This window comes from Paenibacillus xylaniclasticus (assembly GCF_004001065.1).
GTDB classification, from domain to species: domain Bacteria; phylum Bacillota; class Bacilli; order Paenibacillales; family Paenibacillaceae; genus Paenibacillus_T; species Paenibacillus_T xylaniclasticus.
This window is the reverse complement of record NZ_BIML01000036.1, coordinates 1-21,750: the sequence shown is the minus strand read 5'-3', so window position 1 is coordinate 21,750 and position 21,750 is coordinate 1. Positions and strand designations below refer to the sequence as shown.

General features: G+C 47.1%; 21 protein-coding genes. 3 read left to right on the top strand and 18 right to left on the bottom strand.

Features of this window, described 5'->3' with window-relative positions; genetic code table 11:
• Positions 1-24: 24 nt before the first annotated feature.
• The 9 genes from PXY01_RS20125 to PXY01_RS20085 all read right to left on the bottom strand — a co-directional run bounded on the left by PXY01_RS20125 (position 25) and on the right by PXY01_RS20085 (position 9,564).
• Positions 25-1,140, bottom strand: a complete 1,116-nt coding sequence (locus PXY01_RS20125; RefSeq protein ID WP_127572614.1) for a PIG-L family deacetylase — start codon at positions 1,138-1,140, stop codon at positions 25-27.
• A gap of 10 nt (positions 1,141-1,150) precedes the next feature.
• Positions 1,151-2,119, bottom strand: coding sequence for an iron-containing alcohol dehydrogenase (locus tag PXY01_RS20120; protein ID WP_164744512.1), 969 nt, complete (start codon positions 2,117-2,119; stop codon positions 1,151-1,153).
• On the bottom strand, positions 2,116-3,723 hold the full coding sequence (argS, locus tag PXY01_RS20115) for an arginine--tRNA ligase domain-containing protein (RefSeq protein ID WP_164744511.1): 1,608 nt from the start codon (positions 3,721-3,723) through the stop codon (positions 2,116-2,118). The genes PXY01_RS20120 and argS overlap by 4 nt, the downstream gene beginning before the upstream one ends.
• 7 nt (positions 3,724-3,730) lie before the next feature.
• Entirely contained in the window at positions 3,731-4,891 is a 1,161-nt protein-coding gene (locus PXY01_RS20110) for an aldehyde dehydrogenase family protein (protein ID WP_127572608.1), read from the bottom strand.
• A 38-nt stretch (positions 4,892-4,929) separates the two neighbouring features.
• Positions 4,930-5,664 (bottom strand): hypothetical protein, encoded by a 735-nt coding sequence (locus tag PXY01_RS20105; RefSeq protein ID WP_127572606.1) that lies wholly within the window; start codon positions 5,662-5,664, stop codon positions 4,930-4,932.
• Between the two features lie 107 nt (positions 5,665-5,771).
• Positions 5,772-6,041, bottom strand: a complete 270-nt coding sequence (locus tag PXY01_RS20100) for an acyl carrier protein (protein ID WP_164744510.1) — start codon at positions 6,039-6,041, stop codon at positions 5,772-5,774.
• Positions 6,042-6,733: 692 nt separating this feature from the next.
• Positions 6,734-7,780, bottom strand: coding sequence for an MBL fold metallo-hydrolase (locus tag PXY01_RS20095; RefSeq protein WP_127572602.1), 1,047 nt, complete (start codon positions 7,778-7,780; stop codon positions 6,734-6,736).
• Positions 7,777-8,517 (bottom strand): class I SAM-dependent methyltransferase, encoded by a 741-nt coding sequence (locus PXY01_RS20090; RefSeq protein WP_127572600.1) that lies wholly within the window; start codon positions 8,515-8,517, stop codon positions 7,777-7,779. The genes PXY01_RS20095 and PXY01_RS20090 overlap by 4 nt, the downstream gene beginning before the upstream one ends.
• A gap of 252 nt (positions 8,518-8,769) precedes the next feature.
• Positions 8,770-9,564 (bottom strand): SDR family NAD(P)-dependent oxidoreductase, encoded by a 795-nt coding sequence (locus PXY01_RS20085; protein ID WP_127572598.1) that lies wholly within the window; start codon positions 9,562-9,564, stop codon positions 8,770-8,772.
• Between the two features lie 188 nt (positions 9,565-9,752).
• Between PXY01_RS20085 and PXY01_RS20080 the strand changes: the two genes are divergently transcribed.
• Positions 9,753-10,766, top strand: a complete 1,014-nt coding sequence (locus PXY01_RS20080; RefSeq protein WP_307719404.1) for a LacI family DNA-binding transcriptional regulator — start codon at positions 9,753-9,755, stop codon at positions 10,764-10,766.
• A gap of 13 nt (positions 10,767-10,779) precedes the next feature.
• Here the strand turns inward: PXY01_RS20080 and rbsK are convergent, their stop codons facing one another.
• A complete protein-coding gene (rbsK, locus tag PXY01_RS20075; protein WP_127572596.1) occupies positions 10,780-11,715 on the bottom strand; it encodes a ribokinase in 936 nt (311 codons plus the stop codon).
• Complete coding sequence (gene fni / locus PXY01_RS20070; protein ID WP_127572594.1) at positions 11,712-12,791, bottom strand: type 2 isopentenyl-diphosphate Delta-isomerase; 1,080 nt, start codon at positions 12,789-12,791, stop codon at positions 11,712-11,714. The genes rbsK and fni overlap by 4 nt, the downstream gene beginning before the upstream one ends.
• A gap of 261 nt (positions 12,792-13,052) precedes the next feature.
• Between fni and nagB the strand changes: the two genes are divergently transcribed.
• Positions 13,053-13,784, top strand: a complete 732-nt coding sequence (gene nagB / locus PXY01_RS20065; RefSeq protein WP_127572591.1) for a glucosamine-6-phosphate deaminase — start codon at positions 13,053-13,055, stop codon at positions 13,782-13,784.
• The gene (gene nagA / locus PXY01_RS20060) at positions 13,781-14,977 is read left to right on the top strand and encodes an N-acetylglucosamine-6-phosphate deacetylase (RefSeq protein ID WP_127572588.1); all 1,197 of its coding nucleotides are present in this window, start codon (positions 13,781-13,783) and stop codon (positions 14,975-14,977) included. The genes nagB and nagA overlap by 4 nt, the downstream gene beginning before the upstream one ends.
• Before the next feature lie 211 nt (positions 14,978-15,188).
• Here nagA and PXY01_RS20055 read toward each other — a convergent pair whose 3' ends face one another.
• The 7 genes from PXY01_RS20055 to PXY01_RS22650 form a co-directional block, all read right to left on the bottom strand.
• Positions 15,189-15,974: a DeoR/GlpR family DNA-binding transcription regulator gene (locus PXY01_RS20055; RefSeq protein WP_127572586.1), complete on the bottom strand. Its 786-nt coding sequence runs from the start codon at positions 15,972-15,974 to the stop codon at positions 15,189-15,191.
• 1 nt (position 15,975) lies between these two features.
• Positions 15,976-16,932, bottom strand: a complete 957-nt coding sequence (locus PXY01_RS20050) for a sugar kinase (RefSeq protein ID WP_127572584.1) — start codon at positions 16,930-16,932, stop codon at positions 15,976-15,978.
• A gap of 24 nt (positions 16,933-16,956) precedes the next feature.
• The gene (locus tag PXY01_RS20045; RefSeq protein WP_127572582.1) at positions 16,957-17,382 is read right to left on the bottom strand and encodes a hypothetical protein; all 426 of its coding nucleotides are present in this window, start codon (positions 17,380-17,382) and stop codon (positions 16,957-16,959) included.
• A 122-nt stretch (positions 17,383-17,504) separates the two neighbouring features.
• Positions 17,505-19,736 carry a DNA helicase RecQ gene (recQ, locus tag PXY01_RS20040; RefSeq protein ID WP_127572581.1) on the bottom strand — a complete coding sequence of 744 codons (2,232 nt, stop codon included), beginning with the start codon at positions 19,734-19,736 and terminating at the stop codon, positions 17,505-17,507.
• Positions 19,737-19,836: 100 nt separating this feature from the next.
• Positions 19,837-20,778 carry a malate dehydrogenase gene (mdh, locus tag PXY01_RS20035; protein ID WP_127572579.1) on the bottom strand — a complete coding sequence of 314 codons (942 nt, stop codon included), beginning with the start codon at positions 20,776-20,778 and terminating at the stop codon, positions 19,837-19,839.
• Positions 20,779-20,939: 161 nt separating this feature from the next.
• Positions 20,940-21,158 carry a hypothetical protein gene (locus PXY01_RS20030; RefSeq protein ID WP_127572577.1) on the bottom strand — a complete coding sequence of 73 codons (219 nt, stop codon included), beginning with the start codon at positions 21,156-21,158 and terminating at the stop codon, positions 20,940-20,942.
• 369 nt (positions 21,159-21,527) lie between these two features.
• A partial coding sequence (locus tag PXY01_RS22650) for a hypothetical protein (RefSeq protein ID WP_218028237.1) occupies positions 21,528-21,750 on the bottom strand: 223 nt, incomplete at its 5' end.

The window sequence follows — 21,750 nt, the reverse complement described above, 5'->3', positions numbered from 1 at the left end:
ACATAACAGACGGAAATTAATAGATTACTTCCTTTTAAACAATTTCACTTGACAGCCTAAACGATAAACCTGTAAATTTTCCTTCTCCTCCCCGTGATACATATCTTCCCATCTTGGTAGAATAACTTTACTCTTCAAACATGTGTATTTAGTATTTAGCACATCTAGCTCACGTTCCATTCCTGCAGTATTAATGATCTCTACCACAAGAAAATCAGAGTTTAACCTCTCAAGAAAATCTTCCGCATCTGGCATGTATTCTAAAACGCTTGCAATTACTATGAGGTCGTAATCACTTGAATTAAATTCCTCGACAACCTGAAACCCTTTTTCCCTTAACTTACGTTTATATACGTCAGCTTTTTCGGTACAAATCACTTCCGCATGATTCGCTATCTTCTCGGTCAATAAACCTTCATGAGCGCCAATCTCTAAAACTCTACGTGCATTTGTATGATAGATAAACTCATTAATTGTATCATGTCTCTCTTGTTCGTACTGACTTTTTCCATATCCCCAAATATCTGTATATTTGTTCCCTAACAATTCATGATTATCTCCAAAATTTCCTATACCCCAGTAATAAATATCAACCGCAGCTTTATTTAACCTTATAAACTTTTCTATCGAGCTCAATTCATATGTCGTTTTTAATAATTTATATTCGATATGATATATTGTCCCCATTATATATTTCTTCAATCTATACTCTTCTTCAGTTAAAGTATTTACTTTGTCCGGGTACAAGTTCCATGCAGTGGAGAAAACATTATCAAACAATTTATGAACAATATACGAGATATCTTGATGATGATAATGCTCATTCGTATCACCGTATATTCCATGCGTATAAACTTCAGAATAGGTTCTCTCTGTGAACGGTCGCAGCCTTTCTGTTAACTCTTCAAGATCTAAGCGTTGCTCAAATATATCATTAAAGTATAGTATTGTAAGCTCCTTTATTCCTAATAAAGCGGCTGCTTCTCTTAGCTCGGCCTCTCTCCGCACGCGAACTTCATCTGAATCCCCACATGTTACACATACTAGATCTGTATCATTTCTCTTAATTACACTAGTAAACCACAGAGATTCATCATCCGGATGTGCCGTAATAACTAAAACTTTTTTGCGCTCGTTCATTTTGTCCTCCTTATTTTTCTGAAATAAACTCTTTAATCCAACTGAGCTTCTCTATTTCAATTACTTTAGAATACCTTTCATTACAAAGCATAGAATTAATACTTCTATTTTGAGAACAGTATGCCAACAGTTCTTCTACTACTCCTTCTAGATTTACATCTGCTAAGAAGGTCGGATTTTTTTGAATTTGAGATATTAAATACATAAGTTCTTGAGATTCATGCTTATCCCAATTCTGTAATACTGATGAGACAAGTATCCCTGCTAATACTAAATCTCCATGCAGATAATGTTGTTTTAAATACTTTTCAATGATATAAACAAAAAAATGCTCTGTCCCTTCTTCGAGCCCAGGCGACTGTAAAGTTAAACCTAACTGAACTTTTGTAATTAATAAATCGATGAGTAACTCAAGCGTTTCAGAGTTTCTTTTCAGTAGAATATCCCTACATGCATATACCTCTTTAACAAGCGATAGCGAGATACGAACAAGATGCTGTTTTGTCAAGGGACTTACCGTCATATAATCCTTAGACGAAGATTGAATAGCTAAAATATCCCCTATAGATGATAAATGGTACTGAAAAGGAACAGTTAATAAATAATCAATATCTATAACTACCTCATCCGCGAACCCAGTATCAATATATTCAACACTACCATTTTCACGGAATGCTGCGACATTCGTAAAGCATGCATCTGTAGCCATAATCGTAGGAATAATTACAAGCCTCATATTTCTTTCCTTAGATATTATTTTGGCTTGATCAATTATTGCTCCACCACCAATTGCATATAAAGTATCATACTTACCAACATCAATTCTTGATAATTCACTTGGTTCATAAATAATCTGACTCTTTAGGAAATCCAATTTATCAAATATATATTTTGATGCTGATTTACTTGAAATAATTACAGGATGCTCAGCGGTATGTTTAACTGTTCCGTATCTGATTTCTGGGAATTTTAAATTCACGTCACATATACCTCATTTTTTGATTTAAGTTCACAGATCTCTTCCACGCCTAAATACGTTAGTAACTCTGTAATGATCTGCTTATACAAGCGACTCACGTGATACAAAATTGTTTTGTTTGAATTGGAACGATGAATAATTTTGCTGTAACACGATGTTAGATAAACAGCATAGTGAACCAAATTATGTAGTTCAAGTCTCGACATGCTTCGTGTTATAATTTCGCTGTATCTCATTACAAGTTTAAAAAATAACCAAACCTCTTCCTCGTTTAGGTTCGCATTAACATTAGCTTCTTCGTCAGAATGGTTATAATTTTTCAAGAAATTATTACAGCTTTCATATACTTTATTAAAGAATTTATTTCTAGCGCCAGAGAAATGTTCATCCGATAAAACGATGCTCTTTACCGCTCTAATACCGCATAGGTTCAATTTCAAATTTGTAATTCCTTCATCACCATACTTCTCTCTAATCATTTTTGTTGTTAACAATTTACCTTGGCGAGCCGAATATCTTAGGTTTTTATCTCGTATTAGCCCAAAATTAACTCTTAGCAAAGGTTTCTCTCCGAGAAATGTGAGAAGATCACTCAATGCTGCTTGAAGTATTTCCTGATCATTCCCCACTACATTGATACTTAAGTCATAGTTCCTCATTCTTTTTCTTGCATAAGAAATATCCCTCATAAAGTACAAAGTAGTACCATCGCTTCTAATCAAAGGGATAATCGTATCTTTATATTTAATACATACGCAGCCGTTAATAATCTGAAAAGGAATCCATCTATTTAATTCATAAATTGATTCCAAATCAGCTTTACCATACTCACTTTCAAAATCGAAATGATCCAACGAGATATTAATGCTCTTCAAGTCCTCGTTAAGTGCATCTAATATAGCTTTATCCAGTTCGCTATACTTATCTCCCTTATGATATTGTTCAAGTTCACTTTTACTTAGATTAGTCTTAGTAAACAATTCGGATATATCAGGATACTTCAAGGAAAGCTCTTCAAAGCGAGACTTCCTTCCGCTCATTAGTAGATTTCCCATAGCGTAAATAACACCAATCAATTCATCTATGGTGTAGCTAAAACGAAATGTTTCCAAAGATATTTTGGATAGGATGTAGTGAAGTGTCTTCACTTGTTTACCTAAATCATTTACATAAAAATGAGTTTTAACTTCTGATCCATTTGCCGAGAAAATCCTTTTCAATTGTTCTCCCAGAAAACTTCCTCTTACCGCACCAATATGTAATTGATGCACCGGATTTATACTTGTATGTTCTATTAGAATCCTCTTATTTCGAAATTCATTCACGGGCCTGCTAATATTTTCAAAGTTTTCTATTACAAACTCTTCTACTTGTCGACGATCAAACCAAATTCGAAGACAATAAGGTGTCCTTTCTATTTTACTCACATATTCCGTTTTAATTTTGGATGATATGTAACTAATATCTTGAGAATAAATATTTAAATCGCAATCTATTCCCCAATAAACTTCATATGTAGATTTAAATTCATCTTGATAAGAATCAAAAAGCAATTCCCCAAGTATATTTGGAAAAATATCCGCTTTACGTGGCTTTAACATCATATCCCCCTTAAACCAGGACCGACGTCTCATATGGCAAGTAAATCGGCCCTGAAAAAATCTTACCGTTCTGCATAACAAAACCACTTCTCTTAAATCCACCAAATGGTCTGGCAATACTCTCAAATTCATAAATATTGTTGTTTAATACGATTTGCCCATAGTTAAGCTTATTAATAAACTTGGTGTTGTTAAAACCGAATAACGTGATTCCCAGCCCATACTCATCATTTGACAAAAACTCTAAAAGTTCGTTGTTGTTGTTATAAGTAATAACGGGTAGAATGGGTCCGTATTTCTCTTGCTGCACAATTGGAGAGTCAGGTAGACATTCAAGCAAACAAGGAACATAATAAGCACCAGAAAAACCGCCGCGTTGAATAACATTGACAATCCCTTTTCCTTCATCAATGATGCGGTCAATATCTGATAAGTTCTTGAACGATAAAATCTCACCAATATCGGTATCTACATCTATATTTCTTCCAATTTTCAGTTCATTGAATTTTTTTATTACCTCATTAATTACATCAGAATAGATATTCTTATGGACGTACAATCGTTCAGTTGCCATGCAGTCTTGTCCGGAATTAAAAAATTTGCTGCGCATTAAATGCCCTACAGCAAGTTGAATATTTGCATCTGATCCAATTACAAAAGAGCAATTACCGCTACCATTATAGATATACTTTACGTTTGAATTTAATTTTCGTGTAATGTTCACCGAGTTTGTATAACTTCCAGTAAAAATTAAACAATCCGCCTTAATAGATGCCTCTTCGATAAATTCTGCAGCTCCTAGCTCCGAGATCTCTAGATCTATCAAGTCATCTAGTGCACATTTTTTAATAATTTCTTTTGTAATATTAGCCGTTTTGCTAGATAATCTTAAAACAATCTTATTTCCAACTAATGCGGGGCCAAAAACATAAATTAAAAATGAATAGAGTGGGAGATTTTGAGGAGATGATACGTACACCGTGCCAATCGGGTCTCTTTGTGCAAACTTATCCTTCATGTTCTCGTAATATTCTAATGCTTGAAAGACCCACTGCATTTCTATACTAGCCGTTTGGAATGTTTCAACTTTCGTTAAACAATGAAGAATAAATTCTCGATTAGTAAATAAATTTGATAGAATCTTTCCATGACCTTTTGAATAATTAGTCATATCTCAGCTATCCCTCTGCTTATTTGATTTTGCTATAGCTAATGATTCAATATCGAGACAATATTTTTTAAGTCCTTTAAGAAATGTATTTTTTCTTCGTTCACAATATATAAATCATCTTTCTTGTTAACGTACCCTGCTTTAAAAAGTTGATTCCGTACAAAACTCAAAAAAACTGATTCTTGGTTAATAAACTCAATGTATCTATCCCGATAACCAAATTTTTTAGAAAAGTTAATTACATCGTCTATATTAAAATACGGAACCTGACTATCAGTGATTGAATGGTATACTATTTTCATCCATGCAATACTTCTATAATACATATATACTTGAGAACATCCCGCTACAAATTGACTATATGCAATATAAAAAAACCATATGTAGTACGATAAATCCTCTGTCGTACCATCAGGATTTGATAACTCTTCATCCGAATAAATTTTAGTAAAGTCTTGGAATGAAAGCGATTTCATTAAATCCTTCTCTAAGATTATTTCTCCAGGCCAGTTGATATCGGGTATATACATAAACTGATTATTTAGTTCATAATATGCCTCTTTAAAGGCTTCCTCTCTTTGGGCTCGATCCTGTTGATTCAGGAGGCTATAACTGTCTTTAACGACGATATACCAATCAATATCACTTCTCCCCTTAATTGCACCAGAGTATATGATGCTCCCTGTAAAAGCTGAGAACAGTAAATGTTCTCCAAATATACGTTCACTATAATGTTTTGCCCTTTGTGTAATTTCATCCATTTCTTTGTTCATGATTATTACCTTAAGTCCTGTCCTATAAAATAAATCTTTAAGATATAAGATATTTTTGTTCAGTGAAAAAAATCTATTACTAATTAATATACTACAATGACTCTTTATTAAACGGTCCTCACAGTTACACCATATTTATCTGTCAGTTGTTTTGAAATTTTATGTATAGTTGAAAAATTCTCTATCACTAAATCCTCATCATCAAACTCAATGTCAAACTCCATTTCAAGATGAACAATCAAATCTATGCATTTTATAGAATCTAACCCCTCATCTATCAAATTCGAGTTATAATCGACACTAATTTCTTTATTTAGTACTTTATTTATTTTCGCTAAAATAATCTCCTCAAGCGAGAACAAATTTGAAAGAGTCAACGCGAAAATCCCCTTTTCTTTAAATAATAAATTGCAAATATATTCGGTCTATGTTAATAATCCATGACATCTGGTATGCCCTACTCGACCCATCACCCTACAATAACTTATCTAATTAGCAGCATCCATATACCAATTAAATACATTTAGTAATTTACTTTCAAAAAAACTTACCACATATTATTTAATCTTACAAGTAAATCTGTGAAATATTAAGATCTGTAAATTATTAAGGTAAGTGGGCTAATTTATTGTTTATCTAAAATAATTCATAATATTAGTCACAAATTCTATCGTAAGCTAGCACGCTTATAAATCATGTCACCGTATCCGAATCATCACACTTATTCTTCATGCTTCCTCCGACTAGTAGAATATTCATACTGATCGTAGATCTATCTCAGATACAAACAGCACTTAAAAGTTAACTATTTAAAATAAATTCAGGTATGGCTTACTGAAACGTTATTCATGTCAAACAGAGCAAGCAGACTGTCCTCTCGGTTAAGAACAGTCAGCCTTATTTGATTCAATAATCGTATTCGAACCAGACAATTGTGTTTTAAACCTAAGCGAAACTATTCTTTATGGGGTCAAACAAAAAACGCCCAGCCCTCTCGTTCTCGACAAGAAGAGCTAAGCGCTCTATTCAATATTATTCCCGAAGCATTCCACGCTCATCGGCCCGACGCTTACTTCGCCCGATACACCGCATGTCCGTCTTGCTCCGTAAGCTCGATACGCCCTTGCTTCTCCATATAGACCAGATGCGCAAGCGTCTCAGCCATCGCGAAGCGGAGATTGTGCATGTTCGTGCGCTGGCGGGTGCCAAATAGCAGCTCGCACATTTCGAAGCCGGTTGCCGATCGGTCTTCCTGCTCCGCAAGCAGCTGCACCATCTTATCCAACCGACGCTCGTGATGGCGAATCAGCTCGTCACACCGTTGCGTGAAATCTTCGAACGGCTCACGGTGTCCGGGGAACGCCAACGCGACATCCAGACGACCAAGCTCGTGAAGGCTGGCGAGGAAGGCGCCAAGCGGATCGTCCAGCTCTCCCGGTACGATACTTACGTTCGGTGTAATGTCAGGCATCACCTGATCGCCGCATACAATGATCCGGCTTGCCGCGTCATAGAACAAGATATGACCGTTGGCATGCCCCGGCGCGTCGATCGTCGTCCAGTCGATGCCGCCGAACCGAAACGGCTTGCCCGCCTCCATATACGTTACCTCCGGCTGCGGCGACACGCGGGCTACAAAGCTTTCCAGATTGTCCGCAATCCCTTGGCACAGCTCCGCAGGCATCCCATGACGCTCGAACACAGCCACCAGCTGAGCGCCAAGCTCCCGCTGCTCCCCCCACATCCGAAGGGCATAACGGTGAGACAGCTCCGACATCCAGACCGGCGCGCCGGATCGCTGCTGGAGCAGACCTGCCAAGCCGTAATGGTCCGGGTGCTGATGCGTCAGCACGATTCGGACGATTTCTTCGTCACGGATTCCGGCCTGCAGCAGCACCTCGTTCCATGCAGCGACCGCCTCCGGCGTATTTAAGCCCGGATCGATCACCGTATATCCGCCCTGCGGCTCCGGTACGACATAAGCATTCACATATTTCAGCGCCATAGGAAGCGGAACCTTCACCTGCAGCCAGCCGTTTGGCCAGCGCTTCACATTCGCAAGCTGGCTAGCGCCGTTCACGCTACTGCTGCCATTCGATAATGTTTCTCCCGTCATTGAGCTGCACTCCCGCACATAATCAATCTTAACGACTGCTCCGCTTGATAAGGGCTGCCGTCATAAGCGCCCGCGGTCCGCTCCAGCTTCAGTCCCGCTTCGGCCAGAGCTCGCTCGAACCAATCAAGCCCATACAGCATAACCCGCTCCTCATATTGGCGCACTTCGTCGGTCGGCTCGGTAATGGTTATCGTCTTGCATACGGCTCCGTCTTCGATTCGGCGCTCCTCTCGAATCGTCCAGCCTGTCTCCTCATCGACCCGTTCAGACAGCGGCACCAATGTCCGCTCCACATACGGCGCGTTCAAGTAATCGATGACGAACGTACCGCCTGGACGAAGCACTCGGCGCAGCTCCTTGAGTACTCCTACATTATCAGCCTCGCTGAAATAACCGAACGACGTGAACAAATTCACTGTCGCACCGAACGAGCCATCCTCATACGGCAGACTGCGCATATCGCCCTGCTTCCAGTTAACGCGATGATGGATGTCATGCGCCCGCGCTTTCTCCAGCAGCGGCAGCGAAAGGTCAACGCCGCTTACCTGATATCCCAGCTCATCTAACGCGAGGGCGTGACGTCCCATCCCGCATCCAACGTCGAGCAGCTCCGTGCCAGCTGGCAGCTTCGCCCACTCGCACAGCTGCTTCACTTCCCGGTTCGCCTGCTCCCAATTGCGGTGCTTATACACAACCATATAATCCGAGCCAAAGCTCCGTTCGAACCATTCTCCCATGACCATCATATCTCCTTATTGTATGAGACACCTCAACCGATGTCGCTTTATTAATACGAACAACCCATCCAAAATATTGTACTTCATCTAAGGTGAAGCGAGCAAAGGTCAAATTACGAATGACTTCACCGAGCCCTATTTCGGTCAGATTACAAGCACTTCCTTCAATAAAAATAAAAACGCCGGCGTCACTCCTTGCGGATTCAGCCAGCGTTACTAGGTTATACATATCTATTAGGATGCGCGACTCCGTTACCGCTCCATATGGTCTTCCGGCTGCGCAGCCTTTACGCTTAAGCCTCCGTCAACCATAAGCAGGTGACCATTGATTTGCATCGCTTCCTCCGATGCGAGAAAAACGACTGCATCACCGATCTGCCGCGCAGTGCCAAGCCGCTTCATCGGATTAGCCTGCTCTTCTCTCTCACGCATACCAGGCGCGCCGAGAAAATCGGTACACATATCCGTGTCGACCGTGCTCGGTCCAACCGCGTTCACATTAATGTTGTACGGGCCAAGCTCAATCGCCATCCCCTTCGTCAGCATATGCGCACCGGCCTTCGACGCTTGATAGTGCGGAATGACCGGACTTGTGACGACGAGGCTTGCCGTCGACAGCACATTGATAATTTTGCCTCGTCTGCGCTCCATCATCCCTCTTGCCGCCCGCTGCGAGCATAAGAAGATCGACTTCATATTCGTATCGATCGTCCGGTTCCACGTTTCTTCAGTCGCATTCATGAACGGCTCGAAAGGTGCAATGCCGGCGTTATTGACCAATATATCAACCGATCCGAGCTCGCGCTCTACCTCCTCAAAGATCGCCTCTACATCGTCCTTGCGTCCGACGTCGCCTCGAACGGTAATGGCTCGGCGCCCGAGCGCCTTGACCTTCGCTTTAACCTGTTCCGCCAGCGCGGCAGAACGTTCGGACGTATAGTTAATCGCGACGTCTGAGCCTTCCTCAGCAAGACGAATAACGATTGCTTCGCCGATACCGCGGCTGCCGCCGGTCACCAACGATATTTTATCTAATAAACGCTGCATCGTTCTATCTCCCTTCATGTGTACCCGCTTCACGATCAATCATAAAAAAAATAAATCAATCTTATGGGTTACCGGTAACTCTACCGATATTATAACCATAATAATCATATCAGTTGCTGTCAATGAAGAAATTGATTAAGATTATGCTATTATTCTGACCACAACAGGTTGTCGCGGAAGGTTGGTACATGATGATTACGATCTATGATATCGCGAAGCGTGCAAATGTATCGGCAATGACCGTCTCACGTGTAATCAATAATACAGGACGGATCAGCGATAAAACGAGGATGAGAGTCCGGAAGGTGATGGAGGAGCTTAACTACGTGCCGAACGCCATGGCGCGGGGACTGGTGCTCCAGAAAACCAATATCCTTTCACTGCTTGTTACCGATATTACGAACCCGTTCTATACGACCGTTGCACGAGGCGCAGAAGACGCCGCCCGAGCGCATAGTTACAAGCTGTTGCTTGGCAATAGTGACGAGAATATAGATAAAGAGAAAGAATATATCGATACAATTCTATCAACACGGGTAGATGGCGTACTGCTCACTCCTGCAAGTGATCATTCGATAAGAAATTTAGAAGCGCTAACTCGATATGGAGCGCATTACGTTGCGCTTGACCGCGATGTGCCCGGTATCGAATGCGATTCGGTCGTCGGCGACAGCATCGGCGGAGCACGCAAGCTGGTTGATTATTTAGTGTCGTTAGGCCATCGCCATATCGCTCATGTTGGCGGTTCATTCGATGTATCGACAGCACGCGAGCGGTACCAAGGCTTCAAGGAAGCGATGGAAGCGAACGGTCTTCCTTATCATGAAGAGCTTGTGCTTCAGACCGGCTACCGGCTGCAGGATATGGAATCGGCGACAGATTGGCTTCTGTCCTTATCCCCTGTACCAACAGCAGTGCTGGCAGGCAACAACGTAACAGCAATCGGATTGCTGCAATCGTTTCAACGCCGTTCGATCGATGTGCCGGGTCACATCTCGATTGTTACGTTCGACGATTTCGGTTACCGCGATCTTGTCGATCCACTGTTTACGACGGCTGCTCAGCCAGCCTATCAGTTCGGAGAGCTCGGCATTCAAATGCTGATCGAACGAATCGAGGGACGCGCAGATTCTGTTCCGAGACGGATCGTGCTCCCTAACGAACTCAGAATCGGCAGATCTACCAGCGCTCCCTCGCAATAACTTGCTTGTTCAGCTACTCACCGCTCATCCAAGCGATCACTTCAGCTTTCGCCGGAATGGAAGACTGCGCTCCTGACCTTGTAACCGCGAGGGCCGACGCTGCCGTCGCATAGTGCAGCGCTTCCTCTGGCGTATCCGCTGACGATGCCCCGCCGTACCGCATAGCTGCATACGCGCCGATAAATGTATCTCCTGCCGCTGTCGTATCGACCGGCTTCACGTTTCTTGCGGGCAGGCGAACGATTGTCCCGCTCTTGTCAGAATAATAACTGCCGGAAGCCCCAAGCGTGATCAATACGGCTGAGACTCCCTTCATAAGCAAATGCTCAGCCGCTTCCTGCAGCGCGGCAGCATCACGAGGTGCAATGCCCGTTATCGCTTCTGTCTCGGTCTCATTGAGCACAATCGTATCAAGCAGCGGCAGCACTTCATTCGGTACAGGTGCAGCAGGGGCTGGATTGTATAGTACCGGAACTCCCGCATGCACAGCCAGCTTCATGAAAGCCGCATTAACTTCGAATGGAATCTCATTTTGGAGCAGAAGGGCCCCTGCTCTATTCAAGAGCTGTTCCAATTGCTGAAGCTCCTCCTGCCCCACTTTCCCGTTCGCACCTTCGCACAGAACAATCTGATTTTCTCCTGTATCATCTACAGTTATTAACGCAATCCCTGACGAACCTTCCTTAATGCCGACGCCATCTGCCATAATCCCATCTGACTTCAACGAGCTAATCAGCTGTTGTCCGAAGCCGTCTGTCCCGACAGCTCCTACCATCGCAGTCGCAGCGCCGGAACGAGCAGCCGCAACCGCTTGGTTCGCGCCTTTGCCTCCCGGACTGTACAGCGCATCTGTACCTCGAATCGTCTCACCAGGTTTAGGGAAACGCCCTACTCGGCTAACGACATCCATATTCAAGCTGCCTGCTACGACGATAACTCGATCGTTCATCGAATGGCCCCGCTCTCGTCCCATATTCTGTCCGTTGCTGCCAAGTCGGCGATTGAAGCAGCGCCAATGCCGAACATGGCCGCACGAAGCTCGAATTCGATCTGCTCGAACTGCGTCATTAATGCTTCGCTGCCTCCGGAAGGAGCGGCTTGCGACAACAACGCGCGGCCAAATCCAGCTACGTTCGCTCCAAGCGCAATCGATTTCGCCGCTTCGACACCATTACTTAAGCCGCCGCTTGAGATGATAACTGCCTCCGGCAGCTTATCCCGAACCTCACGAATACATTCAGCCGTCGGGATTCCCCAATCTGCGAATGCTTCCGCTGCAGCCCGTCTCATCCGGTCAGACGAGCGGTATTTCTCGACCTGGCTCCATGACGTGCCGCCAGCGCCTGCCACATCGATAAAAGCAACGCCTGCATCGTGCAGCCGTACTGCCGTAGCTGCATCGATGCCCCACCCTACTTCTTTCACGCCGACGGGCACATTCAGCTGGCGGCACACCTCCCCGATTCGATTCAATAGGCCGCTGAAATCGGTATCTCCCTCCGGCTGGAACAACTCCTGCATCCCATTAAGATGGAGCACCAGCGCATCTGCCTCCGCAAGCTCAACTGCTTTTCTGCACTGCTCAACGCCATAGCCGAGTCCAAGCTGTACAGCGCCAAGATTAGCAATAACGGGAACCGTCGGCGCTATAGACCGTATTCGGAAGGAATCTGCAAGCGCTTCGTTCTCAATTGCTGCTCGCATCGATCCGAGTCCTATTGCCCAGCCTCTCGCTTCTGCTGCTTCCGCAAGCCTAATATTAATAGCGGAAGCCTCGTTCGTCCCCCCTGTCATGGAGCTGACCAGGAGCGGTGCTTTTAATGTCTTGCCAAGAAAATCCGTCTCCAATGATATCGAGTCGAACTTCAGCTCCGGCAGCGCATTATGTCTGAACCGGTAGCGCTCAAAACCAGACGTAATGCCGATTCCTGCTACTTCCTCCTGCAGGCAGATCCGGATATGCTCTCCTTTGCGTCTCGCGGTCTGCGCTGCCTCATCCGGCGCATAGCGCGATGAATTAGTCACAACAAACCCTCCTGTTCCCTCGTTCGAACACTATAATCCCATCATACCGTAACGATTACAAATGGAGCAACTTTCCACCGTCGCAAATACGAGTTTGGCCGACTTCAGTAATATACTTACGGGATAAACTGGAGATAATCCTCTTATTTCAACTCATTAATTGAACGAAACAATCAAATTATTGGTTTATTCAATCATTTTGTTGTCATCAGCAATCATTTAACGTACAATAAAACTAACTTAAGATGGAGGTTGCGCCACATGAACATACAAGTATTCGACTCGCAGGAGCAGCTCGACGAAGCAGCAGCCCAATATTTGATCGACACGGTTACACAGAAGCCTGAGGCCGTGCTCGGCCTCGCAACAGGCTCAACTCCAATCGGCATCTATAACAAGCTGGTAGAGAAGCATCAACGACAGGGCGTATCGTTCCGTCATATCACCTCCTTCAACCTCGACGAATATGTCGGATTGACAGCCGATCATAAACAAAGCTACGCTTTCTATATGCAAGAGCATTTGTTTCGCCATATCGATGTTTCAGCCAACCAGATCAATCTGCCCAACGGCATGGCGGAATCGCTGGAGGAAGAATGCAAACGATATAATCAACTGTTAGAGAAGCATCCCATTGATGTACAGCTGCTTGGTCTAGGCCACAATGGGCATATCGGTTTTAACGAACCTGCAGATGCATTGACTGGAGGCACCCATATTGTCGAGCTGCAAGAGAAGACAAGAGAGGCGAATGCCCGATTCTTCAATTCTAAGGATGAAGTTCCCGAGAAAGCGGTCACAATGGGTGTCGGATCGATTCTGAAAGCGAAAACGATAATACTAGCGGTTCGCGGCGCTGACAAGGCTGACATTGTGCGCGAGGCGTTGTTCGGACCAATTACAACCCAATGTCCGGCCTCTCTACTGCAAACACATCACAACGTCATCGTTCTGCTCGATCGCGAAGCCGGAAGGGGATTGAAGCTGCAATGACAACCAGACACGATGGACAATGGATCATCCACAACGTAAATATCGTTTGCGGCGACGAGATTGTTACAGGAAGCGCTATAGTGAGCAACGGACTTATAGCCGCTATTCAACCAGGCTATACATCAAGCCCGATAACAGAGAACGAGCCGGGCGAAGATACGACTATCATCGACGGAGAAGGCGGCTGGCTGCTGCCCGGATTTATCGACGTTCATGTTCACGGAGGCTTCGGCTCTGACTTTATGGACGCGAATGCCGAAGCATACGATCAAATTACGAAATTCCATGCTTCCCACGGCACGACTGGGATGCTGGCCACGACGGTGACCGCTTCGCATGACGCCATAGAAGCTGTATTGGCAGCTGCAAGCGACTACCGCAACAGCGATATGCGATATGCCGAGCTGCTTGGCGTCCATTTAGAAGGTCCTTTTCTAAACCTGCAATGGATCGGTGCACAAAATCCAGCCTATCTATCGCCGCCTCGTCCCGATTGGCTGACAGACTGGTCAGAGCGCTATCCCGGCCTCATCCGCCAGATGACGCTGGCTCCGGAGCGCGAAGGCGCGCTATCGCTCATTCGCTTGCTTCGTGATCTTCATATTAATGCCGCGTGCGGACACACCGACGCTACGTACGAACAGATCGTAGAAGCTGTGCAATACGGCTTGAATCAAGCCGCGCACACATACAACGCTATGACGGGCCTGCACCATCGGAAGCCGGGGACGCTCGGAGCTGTGATGACGGAAGACGCCATCTACGCCGAGGTCATCGCCGATGGCATTCATGTGCACCCGGCAGCGATCCGGCTGCTGGCAGCCGCCAAGCCGCTGGACAAGCTCGTTCTTATATCCGATGCGATGTCGGCTGCGGGACTCGATGACGGTAACTACGATCTCGGTGGCCTGGACGTCATCGTGAAGGACGGAATCGCCCGTCTGAAGGAAGGCGGCAATCTGGCAGGCAGCACGCTGACGATGGATGCTGCACTCCGGTTTATGATTGAATGCGTCGGCGTATCCGTTCAGCAAGCAAGCCGGCAAGCGAGCGGCAATCCCGCAACGCTCCTCGGCATTGCCGACTCGACGGGTTCAATCGAAGCAGGCAAACGCGCCGACCTCGTCCTGCTCGACAGCACATGGAACGTCCAGCGCACTTGGGTCTCCGGCCGTGCAGTTTATCAACGTTAAGGACGGACATTATCGCTGCAGATCAATACCTCTCATCTATCATTTAGCTGAGAATAATGCCTATATGTTCACCCGCTCTCATTCGGCATTATTCTCAGCTGGTACTTTTCACCGATGACATTCAAGCTCGAATAACACAAAAAGCTGGGGCTGTTCACGAAGTCCGTTTGCATTGACTTCGTAGACAGCCCCAGCCTATTTACGCTTATCTTCAGTTCTCACATAACAGCACTTCAATTCCAATTCGCTGCGCAGCATCGGCAACTACTGGCTCAAGCGGAGCGTCCGTGATGAACGTGTGAACCTCAGATAACGGAGCAATGGAGAACAGCGATGCCCGCCCGACCTTCGTATGGTCAAAAACAGCGATCGTACGCTGCGAACGGGCGAGCAGCGACTTGGCAATCTGCGCCTCTTGCTCGGAATACGTCGTAATGCCGCCTGCGACACTAACGCCATCGACGCCGATGAACATTTTGCCAATATGAAGATGACCGACCATCGCCTCCCCCAGCGGGCCGCACAGCTCGAAGCTGTTATGACGCATAATGCCGCCAGTTACAACCACTTGTATCTCGCTTCCTGCCAGCTCCATCGCAATGTTGACCGCATTCGTCACTACGGTAATTCCGCGCCGGTTCTTAATTGATCGGGCGATGAGAAAATTCGTCGTCCCGCCGGACAAGCCAATCACATCGCCTTCCTCAATGAGCGACACCGCCTTGGCGGCAATTCGCTCCTTCTCCAGATAAGACAACCGCTCCTTCTCCGCGAAGCTGACATCTCTGACCGTACTCATGCCGTCGTACATTGCACCGCCAATCGTTCGAATGATCGGCTCCGACTTCTCCAGCAGCTCCAAATCGCGTCTGGCTGTCGCTTCCGAGCAGCCGAACCGGTCAACGATTTCTTGTACGGTCAGTCTACCTTGAAGCTTCAGCTCTTGTAAAATACCGTCGCGGCGCCGTTTGCCCTTCGATCCTTGCTGCTGTGCCATCTTAACGTTCCACCCATGCTTGGCCGCCCAGCCGTCCTGCCGCTACCTCCCAAGTCGGAAGCGCCTCCCAGTCACCACGCATTTGCACAGCGAGTGAACCCGTTACGCTCGCAAGGCGAACAGCCTCGACTGGCGTCATGCCTTTCACGATCCCTGCAAGGAATCCGGCGCAGAAGCCGTCACCAGCCCCGACCGTATCCACAACATTGTCTGCTGGATAGAATGGCACTTCGTCCATTTGCCCGTTCTGAAGCACGACCGTACGGTCTCCTTTGCTTTTGACAACCGAAATCGCATTCAGCGCATTCAACCGGCGAACAACAATCTCCCAGTCCTCCGTCTCATAGAGGAGCTGCAGCTCATCCCATCCCGGCATGAAATAGTCTGCCAACTCGGCCATCGAAAGCAGCGTCTTGCGTGCCTCCTCGATTGACCACAGCTTAAGCCGCAAATTCGGATCGAAGCTTACCGGAACACCGGCATCGCGGGCGATCTCCATTGCTCGAATGACAGTCTGTCTGCTGCTGTCGCTTAACGCGGCAGTAATTCCCGTCACATGCAGCAGCTTGCTCCCGCGAATATAATCCTCATCTAGATCGTCCGGCGTCATCCGGCTTGCTGCCGAATGCTTCCGATAATAATGAACAGCTAGTCTTCCCGCTACCGTCTCGCGGAACATAAGTCCCGTCTGCGCTTCGCTGCTCAGCTTCGCTCGGGATACGTCGACGCCCTCACCTCTTAACGTCTTGACGATCATATGACCGAAAGGGTCGTTACCGAGCTTTCCGAACCAGCCTACAGAGACGCCGAGCCGGGCTGCCCCGATTGCGACATTGCTTTCCGCACCGCCAAAGCCTTGTTCGAGCGTAGAGGCACGTTCCAATGCGCGGTGTTCAGCTGGCATGAACAAAGCCATCGATTCTCCGAATGTAATCAAATCAGGTGATGCCGTATTCATGCTGTTGCTCCCCTCCCGAATGCATTACGACATAATCGGATTCTTCATCAGGATAATTACGACCACATACAGCAGAAGCACAATAAAGCTAAGAACACGTGCTTTGCTAATATGAGAAGTCGCGCTTTGACCTTCCTTAATCGATTGGCCGATAAGCTTCAGAGGTTTGCCCATAATGCCTGATACAGCTGCGATAGCCAAAAAGACCACGGTAATAAGAGACATCCAAAGCGGTGTGTAATCGGCTTGAGACATCATGTAACCGCCCGTAAGCAGCTGCAGTACGAGAAAATACTGCGCAATGCGGTTCGCCGAATGCAAGCCTGCGGACAATCCTTCTTGACCAGCCCCCGTAAGCTTAGTCGTCTGTCCGATCAGCACAGGCATGAGCAAATAGATGCCCATACCAGTTGCGCCGATTACGTGAAGCACTGTCATAATCTTATCCATCACCAATTCCTCCTTGACAACGTTACCTTCTAATCTCTATCAGTATACTAAAATGCACTGCATTTCACAAAGCTGGACGACAAACTTCACCATATTGTCAGCTTTGATCCTTCCCGAACAGTCTAGCCGAGGCTTCTCTTAGCTAGACAAGCTTTAATCATAAAATAAGTAATCTCCTTCGGAAGCGCCTCTTTGATCGGTTTCAGCTTCTCTCCGCCGACTTGCTCAATCGCAGCAGCAATTCTCCCTTCATACGGACGAGGTAAAATCCTGTCCCAATCGATCTTATATCCTTCCAAAGCGCAGCGAATCAAATGTCCTTCGATTGTCACCTCGCTAAGACCGCGTGATGCTGCGATTTCCTTCACGCTCATGCCCGCTTCGAATTGCTCCAACGATTGTACATGGCTGGCGCCTGCGGCACCAGCATGCTCCGATGCGGCAGACACCGTTACGGCAGGAGCCGGGTCTGCATTCGATTGCATCCGGCTTTCATTACCTGAGCCAACCGCCTCCGCGCTCCGCTTAACGTCGGCTGCCTCGTCAGCGGCTCGTTGTAGTGCTGCTGAGCTGCCCGCTGTGCCAACAAATGAACGAATAATGCTTAGCACTTCATCGCCATATTTGTCCGCTTTGGCCGCACCGATCCCTTTCACCGTCAGCAGCTCCTCATGCGTCATCGGCGCAGCGTCAGCCAGCTCGCGCAGCGTCGCATCGAAAAACAGCATAAACGGCGGAACCTTCTCCCGTGCTGCAGTCACCCTGCGCCATTCGCGCAGCGCCTCGAACAGCGGCGAGCTGACTTGTGCCGACGCTGCCTTGCGAACGGTTGTTCTTGTGCGCTGGAGCACCTTCTCCCGTCCTTCAAGCACTGGCAGTGAGCCGGCTGCGAGCGAAACGGTCGGATACTGCCCTTCACTCATGACAAGGTATCCCTCAGCAACGAGCCAATACAGCCAGTCTGCGATCTCTTTCTCCGGCCAGCGGGAGAACAAGCCGTAAGTAGACAGCCTGTCGAGCCCCCACTCCAGCACACGCTTATCCCGCGAGCCCTTCAGCACCTTCGCCGCAGTCGTTACGCCGAACCTGCCTTTCAGCCTTGCCACGCAGGATAAAGCCTTCAGCGCGTCATCCGTTCGATCGACAAGCTCGCTTTTGTCCAGACAACTGCTGCATTTGCCGCAAGGCGGCACATCTGCCTCCCCGAAATATTCAACGATAAATTGCTGAAGGCACCGCTGCGTGCGCGAATAATTCATCATCGTATGCAGCTTCGCCAACTGAATCGATTTGCGCTCCTGATCCCCCGTGCCCTGCTCGATCAAAAAGCGCTGCACCTGCACGTCCGCGGGCTCGAAGAGCAGGATGCATTCGCTTTCCTCACCGTCACGGCCTGCCCGGCCCGCTTCCTGATAATACGATTCGATATCGCCGGGCATTTGCCAATGCAGCACGAACCGGACGTTCGGCTTGTCGATCCCCATGCCGAATGCGTTCGTTGCCACCATGACGCGCACCTCGTCGAACCGGAACTTCTCCTGCATCTCAGCTCGCTCAGCATCACCAAGCCCACCATGATACTTCCCGGCAGAGATCCCCATCTTCTCCAGCATCGCATGCACCTGCTCCGTTTCCTTGCGCGTCGCAGCATATATAATGCCGGACTGATCGGCACGCTCCGCCATAAATTTGCGAAGAAATGCAGGCTTGTCCGTTCCGCTCACAACGGAAAGCGACAGATTGTCGCGGGCGAAGCCGCTGACATGAATACGCGGATCGCGAAGCCCCAGCATTGCTGCAATATCGCGGGATACCTCCTCCGTCGCCGTCGCCGTAAAAGCAGCCACAAGCGGCCGATTGCTCATCCTTGCGATCCAGCCGGCTAACTGCCGGTAGCTCGGCCGAAAATCATGCCCCCATTGCGATACGCAATGGGCCTCGTCAATCGCGATGAACGGAATAACCATTTGCTCCGTCAACGATGCGAACATCGGAGCGTCGAGCCGTTCAGGTGCGACATAGAGCAGCTTATACTCGCCCATGAACGCTTGCCGCATCACTTCTCTATACTCAGTCGCTCCCATAGAGCTGTTCAAATAAGCTGCTTTCACGCCTAGGCGATTGAGAGCGTCCACCTGATCCTTCATTAAGGATATTAGTGGCGACACAACAAGCGTCGTTCCCTCCAGGAGCAGCGCCGGAATTTGATAGCAGACCGACTTGCCCCCGCCGGTCGGCAGTATTGCGAGCGTATCTCTTCCTTCCAATATACCGCCTATGATCGCCTCCTGCCCTTTACGAAACGTATCATAGCCGTAAACCTGCTTCAGCAGCTGTCGAGCCTTTGCCAGCACGCTGTCCGCCTCCCTTATTCTGAAACAAAAGAAGACCCCGGCAGTCCATCAGCCTGTCAGGGTCTTCCTGATGCTATCTCCGTACGACCTATTGAACCCATTAACCTTGAACGATCTGAATAACGCTGCGAACCGAGCTCGCGGATTTGTCGAGCGCTGCCTTCTCTTCTTCTGTTAGATCCAGCTCGAACACCTTCTCGATACCGTCACCGCCGATAATAGCCGGAACACCCATGAACAGATCGTGATAACCGTATTCGCCTTGAAGCAGCGCAATCACCGGAAGAACTCGCTTCTTATCCTTCAAGATTGCTTCAGCCATCTGCACGAGCGACGCAGCCGGAGCATAATAGGCGCTGCCGTTGCCCAGTAGACTTACAATCTCGCCGCCGCCAACTCGCGTACGCTGTACGATCGCCTCAATCCGATCTGCCGGAATAAGCTTCTCGATCGGAATGCCGCCAACGTTCGAGTATCGAACGAGCGGAACCATATCGTCGCCGTGTCCACCGAGCACGAAGCCGCGAACATCCTCGACCGACACGTTCAGCTCCTGCGCAATAAACGTGCAGTAACGGGCCGTATCGAGTACACCAGATTGCCCGATGACGCGATTTTTGGGGAAGCCAAGATGTTTATAAGCAACATAAGTCATCGCATCGACCGGGTTGGACAGAATGAGCACGTAAGCGTTCGGACTTGTTGCTTTCACATTCTCGCATACCGACTTCACAATGCCCGCATTCGTATTCACAAGATCGTCCCGGCTCATGCCCGGCTTACGGGCAATGCCCGCCGTTATGATAACGATGTCGGAATCCTTCGTATCCTCATAACTCGAAGTGCCGGTAATCCGCGCATCTATACCTTGAACCGGCGTCGACTCCAGCAGATCAAGCGCTTTGCCCTTCGTCGGATTCTCAAGCTGCGGGATATCGACCAGCACGACATCCCCGAGCTCCTTCTGCGCGAGCATCAGCGCTGTCGTCGCCCCCGTGAAGCCGGCTCCAACTACCGTAATTTTGCTTCGTTTAATCGCCATTGCATCTGCCCCCATATCTTCAGCTGTTAATGCACTTTTCCGTTCCACTAAATATCGATGTAGCATGGTAATTGCAATGATGCTGTATTAAATCTTAACTTAACATATCAACGCTGTATCCTCAAGTAAACATCCCCTCTGCTCGGCCAATTGCTTACAGCTTATAGGAACACGATCCACGGCAGCTCAATCGCCAGCTTGAGGACGCCGCCTATCGTATCCACGAGTCCTTTGAGCACGCCGTACAGAAAGTACTGTTCTGTGGCTTGCATTCGTTCCTCTGCCCGTCGACTCATCACCAACGCCTTTTCCCTTACTTCCGCAAGCTCCTTCTGTTGACTAGCTAACAGGCTTTCGTTATGCTGTATCGTTCCTGTCATTACAGTTGCTTCCCACTGTAAACCTTCCAAGCGACGAATGGCTTACAATCTTGGGTGTCCGTCCTTTCGTCAGCCAACTAGTCAAAATATTCAGCCTGTAACTTCCTCGCTTATGTTGCTACTTGCGGGTCAATACTGCGAAGATAACAAAAAACAGCTCAATCATGGTGGTATCTGACCATATTCGAACTGTTCGTTGTAATCTAAAGAGGGATTTAGGTTTAAAGCATTGATATGCGTACAACCGAAACAGAAAAATCTTTATACGTGGGTTATATGTGTTATACGTTGAATGGTGGGTTCGTTCGGAACTGGGTAGCCATCCAAGCATTACAAATACAAGTACATTCCCTAATCAATATCTCCAACCTAATAATCCAATCCTAACCCATAAAAAGGAAAATTAATCGTTCCATTCAACTTCTTATCGTCAACAATTATTACATTATTCTTTCGTAATAGTATTGACTTATCATTCAACTCAAGAATGCAGTCTCCATCCATTTCATTAAGGAATTTTCCAATGAAGACCATTAGTTCATATGCCCAATACGTATGGAATACTATAATATCAATGTAACAACTAAACGGG